The following is an 18,974-nucleotide window of genomic DNA, read 5'->3' as shown; positions in this document are numbered from 1 at the left end:
CGTCCTCTCGCGCACAACTTGACCTCTCGCGCCCGACTTGACGTCTCACGCCCGACTTGACGTCTCGCCGCGGGGGCGGGGGGTCAGAACCCCAGGCGCTGGAGCAGCTTGGGGTCGCGCTGCCAGTCCTTGGCCACCCGCACGTGGAGGTCGAGGTACACCCGAGCGCCGAGCAGCGCCTCGATGCCGTGGCGCGCCCGCGTGCCCACCTCCCGCAGCCGGGAGCCGCCGCGGCCGATGACGATGGCCTTCTGGGAGTCTCGCTCGACGTAGATGTCGACCCGGACGTCGAGCAGCGGCGGGCGCTGGTCGCCCTTCTCCCGGGGCCGCTCGGTGACCTCCTCGACCACCACGGCCAGGGAGTGCGGCAGCTCGTCGCGCACGCCCTCGAGCGCGGCCTCGCGGACGAGCTCGGCGATCATGACGTTCTCCGGCTCGTCGGTCAGCTCGCCCGAGGGGTACAGCGGCGGGGACAGCGGCATCCGGGCCAGCAGCAGGTCCGTGAGGACGTCCACCTGCTCCCCGCGCACCGCCGAGACCGGGACGATCTCGGCCCACTCGCCCAGCGCCTGGATGTCCAGCAGGTGCGCCGCCAGGTCCGCGCGGGAGACCTTGTCGGCCTTGGTCGCGACGGCGATCACCGGGGTGCGTTGCTGGGTCAGCTCGCGGGCGATGAACCGGTCGCCCGGGCCGATCTTCTCGTCGGCGGGCAGGCAGAAGACGATGACGTCGACCTCGGCGAGGGTCTCGCGCACGAGGTCGTTGAGCCGCTGGCCGAGCAGGGTGCGCGGGCGGTGCAGGCCGGGGGTGTCCACCAGCACCAGCTGGCCGTGCTCGCGGTGCACCACCCCGCGCACGGTGTGCCGGGTGGTCTGCGGGCGCCCGGAGGTGATGGCGACCTTCTGGCCCACCAGGGCGTTGGTGAGCGTGGACTTGCCGGCGTTGGGCCGGCCCACCAGGCAGGCGAAGCCCGCCCGGAAGTCCTCGGGCCAGTCGTGGCCGATGAGGTGCGGCTCCAGGGCGTTGGGCCCGGCCATGAGCTCGTCGTCGGAAGGGAAGCTCATCGGTGCACCTGCGCCTCGTCGTCGGAAAAGTCGGTGCCCTCCGCGGGCTCGGGCGCGCGGGAGGCGAGGATGGTGGAGATGCGGCGCCGGCGGCCCTCGGCCCGCTCGGCCACCAGGTGCAGACCCAGGACGTCCACCTCCGCGCCCGGCAGCGGCACCTTGCCCAGGGCCTTGGCGAGCAGCCCGCCGGCGGAGTCGACGTCGTCGTCGTGGATCTCCAGCCCGAACAGCTCGCCGAGCTCGTCGACGGGCAGGCGCGCGGGCACCCGCACCACGCCGTCGTCGAGGGGCTCGACCTCGGGCTCGGCGCGGTCGTGCTCGTCGACCATCTCCCCGACCAGCTCCTCGAGCAGGTCCTCGATGGTGACCAGGCCGGCGATGCCGCCGTACTCGTCGACCACCATGGCGATGTGGATGCTGTCGGCCTGCATCTCGCGCAGCAGGTCGTCGATGAGCTTGGTCTCCGGCACGAACACCGGCTCGCGCATGACGTCGGCGACGGTCAGCCCGGAGGTGTCGTTGCGGTGGTGGACCCGCCGCATGACGTCCTTGAGGTAGAGCACCCCGCGCAGGTCGTCGGTGGACTCCCCCACCACCGGCACGCGGGAGTAGCCCGAGCGGGTGAACAGGGTGATGGCCCTGTCCAGCGGCTCGTCGGCGTCGATGGTGACCATGTCCGTGCGCGGGACCATGACCTCGCGGGTGAGGGTGCGGCCGAGCTCGAAGACGGACTGGAGGAGCTCGCGTTCCTCCTCCTCGATCTGGTCGGACTCGCTGACGCGGTCGACCATGTCGCGCAGCTCCTCCTGGTGCTCCTCGCGCTGCTCGCTCTCGGTGCGCGGGGAGCCGGGGGTGAGCGCCGCGCCGACCCGGCCCAGCGCCGTCCCGATCCCGGCGAGGACGTTCATCGCCGGCGCCAGCACGAGCAGCACCCGGTCGGGGTTGCGCCGCCCCAGCCGGCGGGGGCTGACCCCGACGACGACGGCGAGCAGCAGCGCCGTCACCGCGACCGCCACCAGCAGCACCTGCCACCAGCGCGGCAGCAGGTCGGCGACGAGGAGGGTGACCGCCACGGCGGCGGTCATGTCCGCGAGGACCCGGACGAACGCCACGGCGCGCAGGGCGACCTCGCGCCGCGCCACGAGCGCGACGACGGCGGCGCCGTTGCGGTGCCCGGAGGCCTGCAGCTCCCCCGCGTGGGTGCGGGTGATGCGTACCAGGGCGCTCTCGCCGGCGCTGAGGGTCGCGCCCACCGCGACGCCGATCAGCGCCAGCAGCGCCATGGCGCCCACCGGGACGTTGTCGATCAAACCGTCCACGCCCGCCGCCTCAGCGCTGGGCGAGGAAGGTCAGGAGCAGTCGGCGCTGGAGCGCGAACATCTCCTTCTCCTCCTCCGGCTCGGCGTGGTCGTAGCCCAGGAGGTGCAGGATCCCGTGGGTGGTGAGCAGCAGCAGCTCCTCGACGGTGGAGTGGCCGGCGTCGCGGGCCTGCTTCACCGCCACCTCGGGGCACAGCACGATGTCGCCCAGGGTGCCCGGCTGGGGCTCCTCCCCGGCGCGGCCCGGGCGCATCTCGTCCATGGGGAAGGACAGGACGTCGGTGGGGCCGGGCTCGTCCATCCACCGCTCGTGCAGCTCGGACATGACGTCGGAGGTGACGAAGAGGATGGACAGCTCGGCCTGCGGGTGGACCCGCATCTCCTCGAGGACGTACCGCGCCAGGGCGGCGAACTCCTCGCCGTCGACGTCGTAGCCGGACTCGTTGTTGATCTCGATGCTCACCGCTGGCCTCCCCGGTGCTCGTAGCGCTCCCGCTCGCCGCCGGGTCGGCGCGAGCCCTCGGCCCGCGCCCGGGCGGTGACGTCCCAGCGCTCGTACGCGTCGATGATGTCGCCCACCAGGCGGTGGCGGACGACGTCGGCGCTGGTGAGCCGGCAGAAGGTGATGTCGTCGATGTCGGCGAGGATCTCCTGGACCACCCGCAGCCCGGAGCGGGTGCCGGTGGGCAGGTCGACCTGGGTGACGTCGCCGGTGACCACGACGTGGGAGTTGAAACCCAGGCGGGTGAGGAACATCTTCATCTGCTCGGGCGAGGTGTTCTGGGCCTCGTCGAGGATGATGAAGGCGTCGTTGAGGGTCCGCCCGCGCATGTAGGCCAGCGGCGCCACCTCGATGGTGCCGGCGGCCATGAGCTTGGGGATGGACTCCGGGTCGATCATGTCGTACAGCGCGTCGTAGAGCGGGCGCAGGTACGGGTCGATCTTGTCGCTGAGGCTGCCCGGGAGGTAGCCGAGCCGCTCCCCCGCCTCCACGGCGGGCCGGGTCAGCACGATCCGGTTGACCTGCTTGGCCTGCAGGGCACCGACGGCCTTGGCCATGGCCAGGTAGGTCTTGCCGGTGCCGGCCGGGCCGATGCCGAAGACGATGGTGGAGGAGTCGATCGCGTCGACGTACTTCTTCTGCCCGAGCGTCTTGGGCCGGATGGTGCGCCCGCGGGTGGACAGGATGTTCGTGGTGAGGACCTCGGCGGGCCGCTCGGCTGACGGGGCGGTGAGCATGCCGATGGCGCGCTGGACGGCGTCGGCGCTGAGCGGCTGGCCGGCGGTCGCCACCTCGGCGAGCTCGTCGACGAGCCGCTCCGCGAGCGAGACGTCGCCGCCGGGACCGGTCAGCGTGAGCACGTTGCCGCGGACGTGGACGTCCACCGCGGGGAAGCCGTGCTCGATGGCGCGGAGCACCTCGTCTCGCTGCCCGAGAAGGGCGACCATGGGGACGTCCTCGGGGACGGTGACCTGGTGCTGGACGTGGCCGGCGCGGAGGTCACCGGTCGGGGACGGGTTCTGCGACATGGGTCGGGCGCGGGGGCCCTGCTTCTCTCCTTGGTCGGCGAGGCGGCGGACCGCCCCAGGATATCTGCCCGGGCGGCTCCGCCCCACCGGGGTGGTGGGGCGAGCGCCGGGCGGTGGGTCAGCCCCAGCGGCCGAGCCGCTGGGCGAGCACCGCCAGGGCGGCGGGCCCGGCGGTGGAGGTGCGCAGCACGTGCGGGCCGAGGAGCACCGGCTGCGCCCCGGCGGCCTCGAGCGCGGCCACCTCGGCGTCGGTGATGCCGCCCTCGGGGCCGACGACGACGAGCACCTCGGGCGCGCCGTCACCCGGGGCGGGGGCCTCGCCCGCCGCCCCGGTGGCCGGCCCGGCGGGGACCGCCGGCAGGTGCGCCGCCGCGAGCGGGGTCGTGGCCTGCTCGTGCAGCACGAGCACCGCCCCACCCCCGCCGACGGACTCCCCCACGACCGCCACCAGGCGCGTGGTCGGGACCGGCTCGCGCACCTCGGGCACCCAGGCCCGGCGGGACTGCTTGGCGGCGGCGAGGGCGACGGCGGCCCACCGCTCCCGGCCCCGGGCCACCTTCGCGCCGCTCCAGACCGAGACCGAGCGGTCCGCCTGCCACGGCACGACGGCGTCGACGCCGAGCTCGGTGGCCGTCTCCACGGCCTGCTCGTCGCGCCCGCCCTTGGCGAGCGCCTGGACGAGGACGAGCCGCACGGGCGGCGCCGGCTCGCGGGTGACCCGGTCCACGGCGACGCTCAGCGCGTCCTTGGCCGCCGCGGTGACGGTGCCCCCGGCGCGCAGCCCGGCGCCGTCGACGAGGTCGACCGCCTCGCCGGGGCGCAGGCGCCGCACCGTGGCGGCGTGGCGCGCCTCGGCGCCGGTGAGGGTGACGACGGCACCCGGGCTCACGCCGTCGAGCAGGCCGGCGGCGTGGAAGACGGCGGTGGTCATCGCTCGGTGCCCGGCCGGCTCAGCGGCCGGCGAGCTTGTCGCGGAGCTTGGAGAAGACCCCGCTGCCGGTGGCGGCCAGCCGGGGCTCGGGCTGCTCCTCCCCGCGCAGCGCGGCGAGCTCGGCGAGCAGCTCGCGCTGGCGGTCGTCGAGCCGGGTGGGCACCTGGACGTCGAGGTGGACGTGCAGGTCCCCGCGGCCGGCGCGGTTGAGGTGGCCCACCCCCAGGTCGCGCAGGGTGACGACCTGCTCGGGCTGGGTGCCGGGCTCGACATCGATCTCGCGGGAGCCGTCGAGGGTGTCGAGCTGGAGCACGGTGCCCAGGGCGGCGGCGGTCATGGGGATGGCCATGGTGCAGTGCAGGTCGTCGCCGCGGCGGACGAACACCGGGTGCGGCCGCTCGCGGATCTCGACGTACAGGTCGCCGGCGGGCCCGCCGCCGGGGCCGACCTCGCCCTGGCCGGACATGCGGATGCGGGTGCCGGAGTCGACGCCGGCGGGCACCTCCACGCGCAGGGTGCGGCGGGTGCGCACGCGGCCCTCGCCGGCGCAGTCCTGGCAGGGGTCGGGGATGATCGTGCCGTGGCCCTGGCAGGCCGAGCACGCCGTCGTCGACATGACCTGGCCGAGGAAGGAGCGGGTGACCCGCTGGACGGAGCCGCGCCCGTGGCACACCTCGCAGGTCTGCGGGTGGGTGCCGGGCCGGCAGCAGGTGCCGTTGCAGGTGGGGCAGATGACGGCGGTGTCCACCTGGAGCTCGCGGGTGGCGCCGAAGACGGCCTCGGACAGGTCGATGTCCAGGCGCACGAGCGCGTCCTGGCCGCGCCGGCCGCGGGGCACGGGCCCGCGCGGGGCGCCGGCGGCGGCGCCGAAGAAGGTCTCGAAGATGTCCTGGAAGCCGAACCCGGCCCCCGCGCCCCCGGCGCCGGAGAAGGCCCCCTCCCCGCCCAGGTCGTACATCTGGCGCTTCTCGGGGTTCGAGAGCACCTCGTAGGCGCGGGTGACCTCCTTGAACTTGTCCTCGGCGTCCGGGCCGGCGACGTCCGGGTGGAGCTTGCGGGCCAGCTTGCGGTAGGCCTTCTTGATCTCCTCCGGGCTCGCCTGGCGGGACACGCCGAGGATCTCGTAGTAGTCGTTCACCACGTCACTCTCTGCTGGGGGCTGAAGTCTTCGGGTCGGTGGGGCGGGATTGGGGGCGCGCCGCCCGGCGGCGGACCGCCGGGCGCGGTCACCCGGCGAGGATCCGCGACAGGTACCGGGCCACGGCCCGCACGGCGGCCATGGTGCCGGGGTAGTCCATCCGCGTGGGGCCGAGGACCCCGAGGCGGGCGACGCCCTCCTCCGGGCCGGTCCCACCGTAGGTGCTCGCGACGATCGACGCCTCGACGAGCCCCTCGTGGTGGTTCTCCGTCCCGATGCGCACGGCGACGGCGTCCTCCTCCATCTCGGAGAAGAGCTTGAGCAGCACCACCTGCTCCTCGAGCGCCTCGAGGACCGGGCCGATGGTCCGGGTGAAGTCCAGGTCGGCGCGCGCGAGGTTCGCGGTGCCGGCCATGACCAGGCGCTCCTCGGACTCCTCGTGGAGGGTGTCGAGCAGCTCCCGGCTCACCGCCTCCACGAGGTGGCGGTGCTCGGGCGCGAACTGCTCGGGCAGGCCGGCCAGCGGGCCGACGATCGCCTTGAGGCGCCGCCCGGCGCTGACGACGTTGAGCCGGGCGCGCAGCTCGGCGATGACGCCGGGGGAGATCTCGGCCGGGGTGTCCACCGTACGCTGCTCGACCCGGCCGGCGTCGGTGATGATGACGACGAGCAGGCGGTGCGGGCTCAGCGGGACGAGCTCGAGGTGGCGCAGCGCCGAGCGGCTCAGCGACGGGTACTGCACGACGGCGACCTGGTGGGTGAGCTGGGCGAGCAGGCGCACGGTGCGCTCGACGACGTCGTCGAGGTCGACGGCGTGGTCGAGCAGCTCCTGGATGGCGTGCCGCTCGGCCACCGAGAGCGGCTTGAGCGTGGCGATCTGGTCGACGAAGGCGCGGTAGCCCTTGTCGGTGGGCACCCGCCCGGCCGAGGTGTGGGGCTGGGCGATGTACCCGGCCTCCTCCAGCGCCGCCATGTCGTTGCGGATGGTGGCCGGGGAGACGCCGAGCTGGTGGCGCTCGACGAGCACACGGGAGCCCACCGGCTCACGCGTGCTGACGTAGTCCTGCACGATCGCCTGCAGAACCTCCAGGCGGCGCTCGTCGCTCATGTCTTCCTCCTCCCGCGGTCAGTGTGCGTCACCGCGCCACGCGCGCGGGCCAGCGGCACGCCCGGGTGTGCGGGCCCCGCGCGCCGGGCCGCCGGTGGTCGGCACGTAGCACTCCGTGGTGCTGAGTGCTAATTCTACTCGCCGGGCGGCGGGGCGCGTCGTGGCGGTCCGCACACCTCCTTAACCTGCCTGGGTGAACGACCGCTACGGATCCGACGTCCTCGCCTCCGACCCCCACCGCGCCGGGGCCTTCGCCCACCGTCCCACCACCCGCGACCAGCCGGCCGACAAGGGCCTGGTGGTCGAGGAGGTGCAGACCGGCTGGGTCGGGGCGGTGGTCCGGGTGGAGAAGTCCGGCGGGATGCACGTCGTGGTGCTCGAGGACCGCAAGGGCCGCACTCGGACCTTCCCGCTGGGGGCCGGCTTCTGGGTGGACGGCAAGCCGGTGCGGCTGGTCCCGCCGGCCCGGGCCGCCGCGCCGCGCGGGCCGGTGACGGCCGGCGGGCGCCGGCTCACGGCGTCGGGCTCGATCGCCGTGGAGCAGCAGCGCGCCCGGGTGGCGCGGGCCTCGCGCATCTACGTCGAGGGCCGCCACGACGCCGAGCTGGTGGAGAAGGTCTGGGGCGACGACCTGCGGGTGGAGGGCGTCGTCGTCGAGCTGCTCGACGGCGTGGACAACCTCGAGGCGGTGCTGCGCGACTTCCGGCCCGGCCCGTCCCGGCGCGCCGGGGTGCTGGTGGACCACCTGGTGCCGGGGTCGAAGGAGTCGCGCATCGCGGCCAAGGTGACCGCCGGCGCGGCGGGCGCGCACGTGCTCGTGCTGGGCCACCCCTACGTGGACGTGTGGCAGGCGGTGCGCCCCGAGCGGGTGGGGCTGCGGGAGTGGCCGCGGGTCCCGCGCGGGACCGACATCAAGGTCGGCACGCTCGCCGGCCTGGGCTGGCCGCACGCCGACCAGGCCGACATCGCCCAGGGGTGGAAGCGCATCCTCGGCACGGTGCGCTCCTACAAGGACCTCTCCCCCGCCCTGCTCGGGCGGATGGAGGAGCTCATCGACTTCGTCACCGCGGTGCCGGAGTGAGCGGGCGCGGAGGCGCCGGCCCCGGCGGCCCGCCAGTCCGTCGGGTCAGTCCGTCAGGGCCCGGACGACGACGTCGGCGAGCAGTCGGCCCCGCAGCGTCAGCGCGATGCGCCCGTGGCGGGCGGCGGCGAAGTCGATCAGGCCCTGGCCGATGAGGTCGGCCACGACGGGGCGCAGGTGCTCGGGCACGGCGCCGGTGCCCGGGGCCAGCTCGAGCCCCTCGGCGAGGCGCACACCGAGCATGACGCGCTCGAGCTCGCGGGTGGCGTCGTCGAGCACCTCTCGCCCGGCGGCCGGGCTCAGACCCTGCTCGAGGCGGTGGGCGTAGGTGCGCGGGTGCTTGACGTTCCACCACCGCACGCCGCCGACGTGGCTGTGCGCTCCGGGCCCCACCCCCCACCAGTCCTGCCCGCGCCAGTAGGCCAGGTTGTGCCGGCTGGCGTGCCGGGGGGCCTGGCGCGGCGCGCCGTCCCCGCCGGTCTCCCCCGGCGCCAGGCGCGCGAAGTTGCTCACCTCGTACCAGTGCAGCCCGGCGGCGGCGAGCAGCTCCTCGGCGAGCTCGTACTTGCGGGCCTCGTCGTCGTCGTCCGGCAGCGGCAGCTCGCCGCGGCGCACCTGGGCGCCCATCTTCGTGCCCGGCTCGACGACGAGGGCGTAGGCCGAGACGTGGTCCGGCTCGAGCGCGACGGCGGCCTCGACGCTGGTGCGCCAGTCCTCCAGCGACTCTCCCGGGGTGCCGTAGATGAGGTCCACCGAGACGTCCAGGCCCGCCTCCCGGGCCCAGCGCACGACGTCGGGCAGGCGGCGCGGGTCGTGGGTGCGGTCCAGGGTGGCCAGCACGGCCGGCACGGCGGACTGCATGCCGAAGGAGACCCGGGTGAACCCGGCCTCGGCCAGCGCGGCGAGCGAGGCGGCGTCGACGGAGTCGGGGTTGGCCTCGGTGGTCACCTCGGCGCCGTCGGCCAGGCCCCAGGTGCGGCGCACGCCGTCGAGCATGCGGGCGAGGTCGGCGACCGGCAGCATCGTGGGCGTGCCGCCGCCGACGAAGACGGTGGACACCCGGCGCGCCGGCAGGCCGGCCGCCGCCAGCGCCGGGTCGGCGAGGACGCCGGCGGCCAGGTCGATCTCGCGCAGGGCGGTGTCGGCGTAGCTGGCGGCGTTGGCGCCGCCGCCGAGCTCGGCGTTGGTGTAGGTGTTGAAGTCGCAGTAGCCGCAGCGCACCCGGCAGAACGGCACGTGCAGGTAGACGCCGAGGTCGCGGGTGGCGGCGCCGGTCGCGACCGAGGGCGGGAGGGCGCCGTCGTCGGGCGGCGTCTCGCCGTCGGGAAGTGCGGGCATGGGCTCTATCCTCTCCCACCATGACCACCACGGATCGGGCCGCCGACCACGAGATGCGTCACGCCGCGCCTGGTGAGCCCCGCGGCGGGCCCGGTGGCGGCGACGCCGGCACGCTCGCCCTGCACCGCCTCGACGGGCGCGACCCGGCCACCCTCGCCTGGCGGGCGGCGGCCGTGGCGCTGCGCCCGCTCGCCGCGCAGGAGCGCTTCAGCTCGCGGGCGGAGCTCACGCTGCCCGAGGCCGACCGGGAGCCGCACCGCACCGCCTTCGTCGTCGCCCGCGACGGCGAGGCCGTGGGCTACGGCGTCCTCGACGCCGTCGGCTACCTCGACCAGCTGACCGACCGCCCCCGGGAGGCGGCGCTGCTGCGGGCGTTCTACATCGACCACGCCCAGCAGGGCCGCGGGTACGGGCGCGCCGCGGGCCGGCTGCTGCCGGCCCTGGTCCGCGAGGTCGTCCCCGCCGCGCGGTGGCTGTACCTGACGGTGAACGAGAAGAACCCCGCGGCGGTGCGCGCCTACGCCGCGGCGGGCTTCGACGACGTCGGCCGGTACCTCGGCGGCTCGCACGGCCCGCAGCGGGTCATGCGCGTGGCGGTGCGCTGAGCGGCTGGCTTCGCCCGTCCCCAGTTGTGGCCACGCCTCGTTGACCGCGCCGCGGGCCGGGCCGAGAATGGGCCGTGCTTGACGGGCCGGCGGCGCGCAGCGGCGTTCGGGTGCTGACCCCGCACCGGCGCCGCGCCGCGCTTCCCGGCCCCGGGGAGGCGAACGGTCATGGCCTGGCAGCTGTCCGGCACGTACTTCGAGCACTGCCCCTGCGGCATGGTCTGTCCGTGCACGACCTCGGGCCTGACCCTGCCGGCCACCGCGGAGCGCTGCACGGTGACCCTCGCGTTCCACATCGATGCCGGCACGGTCGACGGCGTGGACATGGCGGGCCGCACCGCCGTCCTCGTGAACGACACCCCGCGGCTCATGAGCGAGGGCGGCTGGAGGGTCGGGCTCTACGTCGACGACGGCGCGACGGACGAGCAGTTCGCCGCGCTCGCCGCCGTCTTCTCCGGCCAGCGCGGCGGGATGTGGGCGGCGGTGTCGGCCCTGGTCGGTGAGATGCTCGGCGCCGAGCGGGTGCCGATCACCTACTCCGAGGAGGGGCGGACGCACCGGGTGCGCGTGGGTGACGCCGTTGACATGGAGATCGAGGACTGGGTCGTGCCCGGTGCCGACGAGGTGGCGACCGTGACGGGGATGACCTTCCCGGCGCCCGTGCTCGCGCTGGCCCGGTCCACCCGCTCCCACGTCGACGCCTTCGGCGTGCGGATGGACAGCCCGGGGACCAACGGGTTCTCGGGGCCCTTCGCCTGGGCTGCCTGAGGGACCGCCGAGCGATGGGCGCCGCGACCGCCCTCGCCGGGTGGCTCGGCCGCCGCAACGCGGTCATCGCCGTCCTCCTCGCCGCGGCGGCCCTGGCATGGGCGGTGACCGCCGCCCTGGCGCTCGGCGGCATGGGCGCCCCCGGCATGCCCGCGACCATGGGCCTGTCGGTCGGGCCCTTCCTCGGGGTGTGGGCGCTCATGATGGCCGCCATGATGCTGCCGGCCGTCGCGCCGGTCGCGGCCCTGTACCTGCGCGCCCTCGGTGCGTCGCGGCCCGGCCGCGTCGCGGGCTTCCTGGGCGGCTATCTCCTCGTCTGGGCGGCCGCGGGCCTGCCCGCCTACCTCCTGGCCCGGGCGGCGGGCCGGCTCGCCGCCGACCAGCCACGGACTGCCCAGGTGCTCGCCGTCGCGACGTTCGTCGGCGTCGCCGTCTACCAGGTCAGTCCGCTCAAGCGGGTGTGCCTGCGCAGCTGCCGCTCACCCCTCGGCCAGTTCCTGAGGTACGCGCAGGTCACCGGACCGCTGCGGGATTTGCGGGTGGGCGTGCACCACGGCCTGTACTGCCTCGGCTGCTGCTGGGCGCTGTTCGTGGCGCTCATGGCGGTCGGGCTGATGAACCTCGTGGCGATGGCGACGCTGAGCGGGCTCGTCGCGGCGGAGAAGCTGTGGTCCCACGGCGTCGCCGCCTCGCGCCTCGTCGCGGTGGGCGCCCTCGGCGTGGCGATCCTGCTGGCGGCGCGGCCCGAGCTGGCCCAGGCGCTGTGGACCGGCTCGACGACGTCGCCGATGCCCACCGACATGCCGTCGATGTGAGCGGAGGCGAGCGGCGCGGTGGTCACGCGTCAGTGCGCGGGCGACTCCGCCGCACGGACTTCGCCGCCCGCCCGGCAGGGGCGCCCTCACCTCGGAGGGCCACGGCGCGCTCGGCGAGCATGATCGTCGGGAGGTTGGTGTTGGCCGACGGCACGTCGGGGATCACCGAGGCGTCCACCACCGACAGTCCGCTCACGCCGTGCACCCGGCAGTGCTCGTCGACCACGGGCCCCATCGCGCACGTGCCCACCGGGTGGTGGTAGGTCCAGCACTCGGCGGCCACCCAGGCCTCCAGGTCGGCGGCGGCAGGCAGGGCGGGGCCGGGCCACCGCGGGTCGGTCAGCGCGCGCAGCGGTGCCGTGTCGAGCAGGCGCTCGACGTGGCGGAGGCCCTCGATGAGGCGCGGGAGGTCGTCCGGGTGGGTGAAGTAACCCAGGTCGACGTCGCCGTCGCGCACCCGTCCCCGCGACCGCGGCTTGAGCAGCGCGGCGCCGAGGAGGAACACGGGTGGCCCCCCGGGGACGCTCGCGTAGGGGCCGACCGCGAGAAGCTGGAGATCCGGCGGGTCGGTCGCCCGGTCGGCCAGCGAGCTGTGCAGGGTCGCGACCCACTGGTAGAGCGGGAGGTCGGCCACCGGCCCGGCGTAGGGCGCCTCGACGCTGACCGCGGGGTGGTCGGCGAGGTTCTCCCCCACGGCGGGCAGGTCGACGCCGGACCGGCGGAGCAGGTCCGGGGCGTGGTAGGCGCCGGCGCAGACGACGACCTCGCCCGCGGTCACGGTCCCGGCCGCGGTCTCGACGCCCCGCGCCCGGCCGCCGTGGATGATCACGCGTTCGACGGTCGTGCCGCCGCGCACGGCGAGGTTGGGCCGGTCCCGGGCGGGCTCGAGGTGAGTGAGCGCCGTGCTCATGCGCCGGCCGCCCACCGCGTTGACCGGTAGCGGTCCTGAGCCGACGGCGCCGGGGGCGTTGTGGTCGGCGAGGGCGGGGATACCGGCCTCCGCCGCGGCGGCGTGGGCCGCCGCCGCCAGCGCGGAACGCTCGGCACCGGCGTAGCGGCGGATGGGCACGGGCCCGGCATCGCCGTGGTGGGGCGCCTCCGGGAAGTCGAGGTCGTGCTCGAGGGCGGCGAAGGTGGGGACCAGCTCCGCGAACGACCAGCCGGGCATGTCCCAGGCGTCGTAGTCGCGTGGGGAGCCGCGCAGGGCGAAGGCGGCATTGACGGCGCCGGAGCCGCCGACGACCTTGCCGCGCGGCAGCCGGAACTCGCGTCCGAGGGCGTGCCCGGGCAGGTCCCAGTCGTGGCCGGCCATGCTCGGGCCGTGGATGCCGTCGGCCAGGTGGGACGGGAGGTCGGCGGCCCGGTAGTCGGGCCCGGCCTCCAGCAGGAGCACGCGCCGGTCCGGCTCCTCGCTCAGCCGGGCGGCGACGACGCACCCCGCGGACCCGCCGCCGACGACGATGACGTCAGGAGTTGTCGCATCCATGCGCCCGCCCTGATCCCGCCCGCCGACCGCGCCGGTGCGCGAGTCGGACCGCTCCCAGGGTCGCGCCGGACGGCGCCGGCGTCAACGTCCGGGAACGAGCGGGGCGACGGCGGGGCTCAGCGTTCGCCGGCGAGCTGGGCGGGGCGCTCCGCGGCACGGAGGACGTGCTCGCGCAGGTACTCCGCCATGGCCCAGCCCGTGGCCTCCTCGTGGGCGAGCAGCGCGCGGGCGTCCTCGGGCCGTCGGCCGGTGAACCACCGGGTCACCGACACCCCGTGCCCGGGCCGGTGGGTGACCTCGACCCGGTCGCCGGCCTGGATCGGGCCGGGCGTGAGCACGCGCAGGTAGGCCCCGGTGCGGCCGTGGTCGCTGAAGCGCCGGACCCAGCGCTCCTGCCCGAGCCAGCGGCCGAACGTCGCGCACGGCGTGCGCGGTCCCGTCACCTCGATCTCGAGGGTCTCCCCGATGCGCCAGCGCTCGCCGATCTCGGCGTCGTCGACGGCCAGGCCCGCCACGCGGAGGTTCTCCCCGAAGCGGCCCGGCGGCACCGGCTCGGCCAGCTGGCCGGCCCAGTGGTCGGCCTCGGCCTGGTCGACGGCGTAGAGCGCCTTCTCGCGCCCGCCGTGGTGCTGCCGGTCGGCCTGGACGTCGCCGCGCAGGCCGTAGGCGCCCACGCGCTCCGGACCGTCCACCGGGTGCTTGTCGATGGCGGTCACGCCCACGGTGCCGGCGTCGGGCCGCAGCCGGGCGACCCGGCACACGTGCGTGACGACGGCGGACCCGGGCGCGGTCACTTCTTCCCGGTCGGGGCGTCGGACGTGAGGGCGGCGATGAAGGCCTCCTGGGGCACCTCGACCCGGCCGATGTTCTTCATGCGCTTCTTGCCCTCCTTCTGCTTCTCGAGCAGCTTGCGCTTGCGGCTGATGTCACCGCCGTAGCACTTGGCGAGCATGTCCTTGCGGAGCGCACGGATCGTCTCGCGCGCGATGACACGCGAGCCGATGGCGGCCTGGATCGGCACCTCGAACTGCTGGCGCGGGATGAGCTCCTTGAGCTTCGACGCCATGGTCACGCCGTAGGTGTAGGCCTTCTCCTTGTGCACGATGGCGGAGAAGGCGTCGACCTTCTCGTGGTTGAGGAGGATGTCGACCTTGACCAGCTCGGCCTCCTGGTCGCCGTCGGCCTCGTAGTCCAGCGAGGCGTACCCGCGGGTGCGGGACTTGAGCTGGTCGAAGAAGTCACCGACGATCTCGGCCAGGGGCAGGGTGTACCGGATCTCGACGCGGTCCTCGGAGAGGTAGTCCATGCCGCGCAGGGACCCGCGCCGGCCCTGGCTCAGCTCCATGATCGCGCCGATGAACTCGCTCGGGGCCAGGATCGTCGCGCGCACCACGGGCTCGCGGATCGCGCTGATCTTGCCCTCGGGGAACTCGCTCGGGTTGGTCACGTGGACCTCCGTGCCGTCCTCGGTGACCACGTCGTAGGAGACGTTCGGCGCGGTGGAGATGAGGTCGAGGTTGAACTCGCGCTCGAGCCGCTCGCGGACGATCTCCAGGTGCAGCAGCCCGAGGAACCCGCAGCGGTAGCCGAACCCGAGGGCCACGGAGGTCTCCGGCTCGTAGACGAGGGCGGCGTCGTTGAGCTTGAGCTTGTCCAGGGCGTCGCGCAGCAGCGGGTAGTCCGAGCCGTCGATGGGGTACAGCCCGGAGAAGACCATGGGCTTGGGCTCGCGATAGCCGCCGAGCGGCTCGGGGGCCGGCTTGGACAGGTTGGTGACGGTGTCGCCGACCTTGGACTGGCGCACGTCCTTCACGCCGGTGATGAGGTAGCCGACCTCCCCCACCCCCAGGCCCTGGGACGGGATCGGGTCGGGCGAGATCACGCCGATCTCGAGCAGCTCGTGGCTGGCCCGGGTGCTCATCATCTCGATGCGCTCGCGCGGGCTGAGCTGGCCGTCGACGACGCGCACGTAGGTGACGACGCCGCGGTAGGTGTCGTAGACGGAGTCGAAGATCATCGCCCGGGAGGGGGCGTCGGCGTCGCCGACCGGGGCGGGGATGTCCGCCACGATCCGGTCGAGCAGCTCGGTGACGCCCTCGCCGGTCTTGCCCGAGACCTTCAGGCAGTCCGCGGGGTCCCCGCCGATGAGCCCGGCGAGCTCCTCGGCGTACTTCTCCGGCTGCGCCGCCGGCAGGTCGATCTTGTTCAGCACCGGGATGATCGTGAGGTCGTTCTCCAGCGCCATGTACAGGTTCGCCAGGGTCTGCGCCTCGATGCCCTGGGCCGCGTCGACGAGGAGGATCGCGCCCTCGCAGGCCGCCAGGGAGCGGTTGACCTCGTAGGAGAAGTCCACGTGGCCCGGGGTGTCGATCATGTTCAGGGCGTAGGGCTGCTCGCCCACCTGCCACGGCATGCGCACGGCCTGGGACTTGATGGTGATGCCGCGCTCGCGCTCGATGTCCATGCGGTCGAGGTACTGCGCGCGCATGTCCCGCGGCTGCACCACCCCGGTCAGCTGCAGCATGCGGTCCGCCAACGTCGACTTGCCGTGGTCGATGTGGGCGATGATGCAGAAGTTGCGCAGCAGCGCCGGCGGGGTCGCCGCCGGGCGGATCTGCGCGGCCTGGGCCGGGCTGGGGATCGGTGACACAGCTACCTCTACGCGTGGTGCACGGGCGGCACGTCGGACAAGAACTCGCCCCATGGTCCCACGCCGGGGCACCGGTCGACGACGGCGCTGTTCGCCCACGGATGACGCGTCCTCCCCCGGCGCCGTCGCCGTGCGAGCCTGGTGCCCATGACCGCGACCGGGGACTTCCTCAACCAGGTGGTGCCGACGCTGGTGCGCCTGGCCCGGCGCCCCGGCGGCCTCCTGCTCACCGCCGCCGGCCTGGGCGTGGGCGTCTTCGGCGCCCTGGGCCTGCTCGCCGGCCTCACCGGGACCGGCGGAGGCGCCTGGGTGCCGCTCGTCCTCGCGCTCGTGCTCGCCGTGCCGGTCCTCGTCCTCGCGGTGCGCCGCGAGCGGCTCCAGCGCCAGACCCGCGACCTGCACGTGCGCACCGTGCACCAGCCCTCCCGCGACGTCGTCGTCGTCGAGCCCGGCGCCGTGCCCGACCCCGTGCAGGCCGAGATGGACGCCCTCAGCGCCGCGATGGCCGAGAACGCCGTGCGCACCGCGCGGTTCCTCCCGCGGGTGGAGGCGGCCCAGCGGGCGGCCCTGGCGGCGGCCGGGGGCCCGGTCCGCGCGCCCTATCTCAAGGACGACCTGCGGGTGACCTTGGTCGCCCTGCTCGGCACGCTGGCCGCCGTGCCGCTCTCCGCGATCGGCGCCGTCGCGACCGCCGCGGCGCTGCTGGCCCGCTGACGACCTGCCCGGCGACCGATCTGCCCGGCGACTACCCTGCCCGGATGAGCAGCAGCATCTGGCGCCGCGCCCTGGGGGTGGCGGGTGCCGCGGCCGCGTCCGCCGTCGCCGCACGCCTGCGCAAGGACCGGCCCGCCGCACCACCGCGGCCGCACCGACCCCGGTCCGGCGCCGCCCGCCGGGGCGCCACCTCGCCCGCGGCGAGCCCGGGCGAGCGTCAGGTCCAGGCGGCCTCTCGGGAGACGACCGAGTACGACGTCGCCCGGCTGGGCCTGCCCGACCTGACCTACGCCGCCCGGCACGACGACCAGCCCGACCCCGGCGAGGTCGTGTGGACCTGGGTGCCGTACGACGACGACCCCGACCGGGGCAAGGACCGGCCCGTGCTCGTCCTGGCCCGCGAGGGCGCCGGGCTGGTGGTCGCGCAGATGACCTCCCAGGACCACGACAAGGACGCCGCCGACGAGGCCCGGTGGGGCCGGCGGTGGATCGACGTCGGGTCCGGGGCGTGGGACGCGCGGGGCCGGCCCAGCGAGGTGCGCCTCGACCGGCTGCTGTGGGTGGACCCGGAGGCCGTGCGCCGCCAGGGCGCCGCGCTCGCCCCGGCGCGCTTCGCCGAGGTGGCGCGGGCGCTGCGGGAGCTGCACGGCTGAGGGACGAGACGCCGGCCACACGGCGCGTGCTCGCGGCCCCGGGGGCGCTCCTGCTAGTGTGCTTCCTTGGGTTTGCCGCCTGGTCGGCGGCTGCCCGGCCACCGACCAACCACGAGGTATCCCCACGCCCCAGTCCCGGTCGCGGCACATCCCTCACCGACCGTTGACAGATCGCTCAGGCGAACGTAGAGAGAGTCCAGACGTGGCGAACATCAAGTCCCAGATCAAGCGCATCCGCACCGCCGAGAAGGCGCGCCTGCGCAACAAGGCCGTGAAGTCGGAGCTCAAGACGCACGTGCGTCGGGTCCGCGAGGCCATCAGCACCGGTGACAAGGACGCGGCCAGCGAGGCGCTGAAGACTGCCGGCCGCAAGCTGGACAAGGCGGCCAGCAAGGGCGTCATCCACGCCAACCAGGCCGCGAACCGCAAGTCCAAGCTGGCCAAGCAGGTCGCCGCTCTCTGAGCCGGCTCCGGCCAGGTCGGGTTCGCGCCCGACGGCCGCACGACAGCACCGCACGGCGCCGCTCCCCCCGGGGGCGGCGCCGTCGCCGTCTGTGCGCCCGGCACACGGCCGCGCCGGGGTTCACAGGTGCGAGCGGTTCACACCCGGGCCCGGCGGGCGGCGCCCGCCGCGGCCATCGCGTCGGCGTAGTGGCCCACGATCGCCTCGCCGAGCACGTCCCAGGAGCGGGGCAGCACGCGACGCCGGCCGGCCTCGCCCATGCGGGCCCGCATTGCCGGGTCGGCGACGAGGACGCGCACGGCCCGCTCCAGGGCGGCGTCGTCCTCGGGCGCGTAGAGGTACCCGGTCTCCCCCTCGGCGACGACGTCGAGCGGGCCGCCCGCCGCGGGCGCCACCACGGGCAGGCCGCTGGCCATGGCCTCCTGCAGGGTCTGCCCGAAGGTCTCGGTGGTGCCGGTGTGGACGAAGACGTCCAGCGCCGCGTAGGCCCGGGCCAGGTCCTCCCCGTCGAGCCGGCCCAGGAAGGTCGCCCCGGCGCCGAGGTCACGCTCCAGCGCCGGGCGGGAGGGGCCGTCGCCCACGAGCACCACCCGGGCGCCACGCACCCGTGTGAGGCGGGCCAGCCGCTCGACCCGCTTCTCCGGCGCCAGCCGCCCCACGTACCCCACCAGGGCCGTCCCGGCCGGCGCCCCGGCCAGGAGGCGGGCCCGCAGCGCCGCACCGGCGGGCGAGGTGCGGTGGCGGGGGTGGTAGGTGGCGGCGTCGACCCCGCGGCCCCACCACCGGGTCCGGCCGATGCCGTTGGCGGCCAGGTCGGCGAGGGTGGCGGAGGACGGCGCCAGGGTGAGGTCGGCGTGGGAGTGCACGTGGCGCAGCCACCGCCAGATGCTCGGCGCGGTGGCGGCCAGGCCGTGCTTGCGCGCGAAGCCGGCGACGTCGGTCTGGAAGACCGCGACCGTGGCCACGCCCCGGCGCCGGGCGACGTACAGCGCCTGGGCGCCGAGGCCGAAGGGCGAGGCGGCGTGCAGGACGTCGGGGCGGAAGGCGTCCAGCGCGCGCACCAGCGCGGGCGAGGGCACCGCGGCGCGGAAGCCGCGATAGCTGAAGGCCGGCACCTGCACCACCGGGTACCCGGCGTAGGTGCTCGGCGCCGGGCCCGGGCACACGACGACCGCCTCGTGCCCCCGGCCGGCGAGGTGGTCGAGGACCCGCAGGACCGAGGTGGTGACCCCGTTCGCGGACGGCAGGAAGGACTCGGTGACGACGGCGACGCGCACGTGCCCACCGTGGCCACCCCGGATGGCCCCGCGG

At 75.1% G+C, this 18,974-nt stretch carries 19 protein-coding genes; 7 read left to right on the top strand and 12 right to left on the bottom strand.

Annotation, left to right across the window (positions count from 1 at the left end):
• Positions 1-83 precede the first annotated feature (83 nt).
• From era to hrcA, 7 genes are all read right to left on the bottom strand, one after another.
• Positions 84-1,064 (bottom strand): GTPase Era, encoded by a 981-nt coding sequence (gene era / locus GD970_RS01425; protein ID WP_152199896.1) that lies wholly within the window; start codon positions 1,062-1,064, stop codon positions 84-86.
• The gene (locus GD970_RS01420) at positions 1,061-2,371 is read right to left on the bottom strand and encodes a hemolysin family protein (RefSeq protein WP_152200089.1); all 1,311 of its coding nucleotides are present in this window, start codon (positions 2,369-2,371) and stop codon (positions 1,061-1,063) included. The genes era and GD970_RS01420 overlap by 4 nt, the downstream gene beginning before the upstream one ends.
• Positions 2,372-2,393: 22 nt before the next feature.
• Positions 2,394-2,846 carry an rRNA maturation RNase YbeY gene (gene ybeY / locus GD970_RS01415; RefSeq protein WP_152199894.1) on the bottom strand — a complete coding sequence of 151 codons (453 nt, stop codon included), beginning with the start codon at positions 2,844-2,846 and terminating at the stop codon, positions 2,394-2,396.
• Positions 2,843-3,913 carry a PhoH family protein gene (locus GD970_RS01410; protein WP_152199892.1) on the bottom strand — a complete coding sequence of 357 codons (1,071 nt, stop codon included), beginning with the start codon at positions 3,911-3,913 and terminating at the stop codon, positions 2,843-2,845. The genes ybeY and GD970_RS01410 overlap by 4 nt, the downstream gene beginning before the upstream one ends.
• 118 nt (positions 3,914-4,031) lie before the next feature.
• Positions 4,032-4,844 (bottom strand): 16S rRNA (uracil(1498)-N(3))-methyltransferase, encoded by an 813-nt coding sequence (locus GD970_RS01405; protein WP_152199890.1) that lies wholly within the window; start codon positions 4,842-4,844, stop codon positions 4,032-4,034.
• Positions 4,845-4,863: 19 nt separating this feature from the next.
• On the bottom strand, positions 4,864-5,982 hold the full coding sequence (dnaJ, locus tag GD970_RS01400; RefSeq protein ID WP_152199887.1) for a molecular chaperone DnaJ: 1,119 nt from the start codon (positions 5,980-5,982) through the stop codon (positions 4,864-4,866).
• 88 nt (positions 5,983-6,070) lie between these two features.
• Positions 6,071-7,090, bottom strand: a complete 1,020-nt coding sequence (gene hrcA / locus GD970_RS01395) for a heat-inducible transcriptional repressor HrcA (protein ID WP_152199885.1) — start codon at positions 7,088-7,090, stop codon at positions 6,071-6,073.
• 193 nt (positions 7,091-7,283) lie between these two features.
• Between hrcA and GD970_RS01390 the strand changes: the two genes are divergently transcribed.
• Positions 7,284-8,171 (top strand): DUF3097 domain-containing protein, encoded by an 888-nt coding sequence (locus GD970_RS01390; RefSeq protein WP_152199883.1) that lies wholly within the window; start codon positions 7,284-7,286, stop codon positions 8,169-8,171.
• 45 nt (positions 8,172-8,216) lie between these two features.
• Here the strand turns inward: GD970_RS01390 and hemW are convergent, their stop codons facing one another.
• On the bottom strand, positions 8,217-9,509 hold the full coding sequence (hemW, locus tag GD970_RS01385) for a radical SAM family heme chaperone HemW (RefSeq protein ID WP_152199880.1): 1,293 nt from the start codon (positions 9,507-9,509) through the stop codon (positions 8,217-8,219).
• A 20-nt stretch (positions 9,510-9,529) separates the two neighbouring features.
• Between hemW and GD970_RS01380 the strand changes: the two genes are divergently transcribed.
• From GD970_RS01380 to GD970_RS01370, 3 genes are all read left to right on the top strand, one after another.
• A complete protein-coding gene (locus GD970_RS01380; RefSeq protein WP_152199878.1) occupies positions 9,530-10,114 on the top strand; it encodes a GNAT family N-acetyltransferase in 585 nt (194 codons plus the stop codon).
• A gap of 168 nt (positions 10,115-10,282) precedes the next feature.
• Complete coding sequence (locus tag GD970_RS01375; RefSeq protein ID WP_152199876.1) at positions 10,283-10,882, top strand: DUF1326 domain-containing protein; 600 nt, start codon at positions 10,283-10,285, stop codon at positions 10,880-10,882.
• 14 nt (positions 10,883-10,896) lie between these two features.
• The gene (locus tag GD970_RS01370) at positions 10,897-11,697 is read left to right on the top strand and encodes a DUF2182 domain-containing protein (protein WP_152199872.1); all 801 of its coding nucleotides are present in this window, start codon (positions 10,897-10,899) and stop codon (positions 11,695-11,697) included.
• Between the two features lie 22 nt (positions 11,698-11,719).
• On the opposite strand, the gene GD970_RS01365 is transcribed toward GD970_RS01370, so the two are convergent.
• The 3 genes from GD970_RS01365 to lepA all read right to left on the bottom strand — a co-directional run bounded on the left by GD970_RS01365 (position 11,720) and on the right by lepA (position 15,887).
• Positions 11,720-13,183: a GMC family oxidoreductase gene (locus GD970_RS01365; RefSeq protein WP_152199870.1), complete on the bottom strand. Its 1,464-nt coding sequence runs from the start codon at positions 13,181-13,183 to the stop codon at positions 11,720-11,722.
• A 116-nt stretch (positions 13,184-13,299) separates the two neighbouring features.
• Positions 13,300-13,977, bottom strand: a complete 678-nt coding sequence (locus GD970_RS01360; protein WP_193314859.1) for an MOSC domain-containing protein — start codon at positions 13,975-13,977, stop codon at positions 13,300-13,302.
• Entirely contained in the window at positions 13,974-15,887 is a 1,914-nt protein-coding gene (gene lepA / locus GD970_RS01355) for a translation elongation factor 4 (protein WP_152199867.1), read from the bottom strand. Before lepA ends, GD970_RS01360 begins: the two co-directional genes overlap by 4 nt.
• Positions 15,888-15,980: 93 nt before the next feature.
• Here lepA and GD970_RS01350 point away from each other — a divergent pair, with 93 nt between their 5' ends.
• The 3 genes from GD970_RS01350 (at position 15,981) to rpsT (ending at position 17,663) form a co-directional block, all read left to right on the top strand.
• Complete coding sequence (locus GD970_RS01350; protein ID WP_152199865.1) at positions 15,981-16,547, top strand: hypothetical protein; 567 nt, start codon at positions 15,981-15,983, stop codon at positions 16,545-16,547.
• 44 nt (positions 16,548-16,591) lie between these two features.
• Positions 16,592-17,200: a type II toxin-antitoxin system PemK/MazF family toxin gene (locus GD970_RS01345; protein WP_152199862.1), complete on the top strand. Its 609-nt coding sequence runs from the start codon at positions 16,592-16,594 to the stop codon at positions 17,198-17,200.
• A 202-nt stretch (positions 17,201-17,402) separates the two neighbouring features.
• Positions 17,403-17,663 (top strand): 30S ribosomal protein S20, encoded by a 261-nt coding sequence (gene rpsT / locus GD970_RS01340; protein WP_152199860.1) that lies wholly within the window; start codon positions 17,403-17,405, stop codon positions 17,661-17,663.
• Between the two features lie 137 nt (positions 17,664-17,800).
• On the opposite strand, the gene GD970_RS01335 is transcribed toward rpsT, so the two are convergent.
• Positions 17,801-18,940 carry a glycosyltransferase family 4 protein gene (locus GD970_RS01335; protein WP_152199857.1) on the bottom strand — a complete coding sequence of 380 codons (1,140 nt, stop codon included), beginning with the start codon at positions 18,938-18,940 and terminating at the stop codon, positions 17,801-17,803.
• Between the last annotated feature and the right edge of the window lie 34 nt (positions 18,941-18,974).

The sequence above is a fragment of the Georgenia thermotolerans genome, assembly GCF_009193185.1.
In the GTDB taxonomy this organism is placed as follows: Bacteria; Actinomycetota; Actinomycetes; order Actinomycetales; family Actinomycetaceae; genus Georgenia; species Georgenia thermotolerans.
Note: the sequence above shows the minus strand (reverse complement) of the source record. Positions and strands in the feature narration are given on the sequence as shown.

What these genes read in the sequence shown, in the direction of transcription:
- GD970_RS01405 (WP_152199890.1), bottom strand. Translation starts at nt 4,844, where the DNA reads ATGACCACCGCCGTCTTCCACGCCGCCGGCCTGCTCGACGGCGTGAGC.
- GD970_RS01370 (WP_152199872.1), top strand. Translation starts at nt 10,897, where the DNA reads ATGGGCGCCGCGACCGCCCTCGCCGGGTGGCTCGGCCGCCGCAACGCG.
- GD970_RS01345 (WP_152199862.1), top strand. Translation starts at nt 16,592, where the DNA reads ATGAGCAGCAGCATCTGGCGCCGCGCCCTGGGGGTGGCGGGTGCCGCG.
- GD970_RS01380 (WP_152199878.1), top strand. Translation starts at nt 9,530, where the DNA reads ATGACCACCACGGATCGGGCCGCCGACCACGAGATGCGTCACGCCGCG.
- hemW (WP_152199880.1), bottom strand. Translation starts at nt 9,509, where the DNA reads ATGCCCGCACTTCCCGACGGCGAGACGCCGCCCGACGACGGCGCCCTC.
- era (WP_152199896.1), bottom strand. Translation starts at nt 1,064, where the DNA reads ATGAGCTTCCCTTCCGACGACGAGCTCATGGCCGGGCCCAACGCCCTG.
- lepA (WP_152199867.1), bottom strand. Translation starts at nt 15,887, where the DNA reads ATGGGGCGAGTTCTTGTCCGACGTGCCGCCCGTGCACCACGCGTAGAG.
- GD970_RS01365 (WP_152199870.1), bottom strand. Translation starts at nt 13,183, where the DNA reads ATGGATGCGACAACTCCTGACGTCATCGTCGTCGGCGGCGGGTCCGCG.
- GD970_RS01350 (WP_152199865.1), top strand. Translation starts at nt 15,981, where the DNA reads ATGACCGCGACCGGGGACTTCCTCAACCAGGTGGTGCCGACGCTGGTG.
- GD970_RS01375 (WP_152199876.1), top strand. Translation starts at nt 10,283, where the DNA reads ATGGCCTGGCAGCTGTCCGGCACGTACTTCGAGCACTGCCCCTGCGGC.
- GD970_RS01410 (WP_152199892.1), bottom strand. Translation starts at nt 3,913, where the DNA reads ATGTCGCAGAACCCGTCCCCGACCGGTGACCTCCGCGCCGGCCACGTC.
- hrcA (WP_152199885.1), bottom strand. Translation starts at nt 7,090, where the DNA reads ATGAGCGACGAGCGCCGCCTGGAGGTTCTGCAGGCGATCGTGCAGGAC.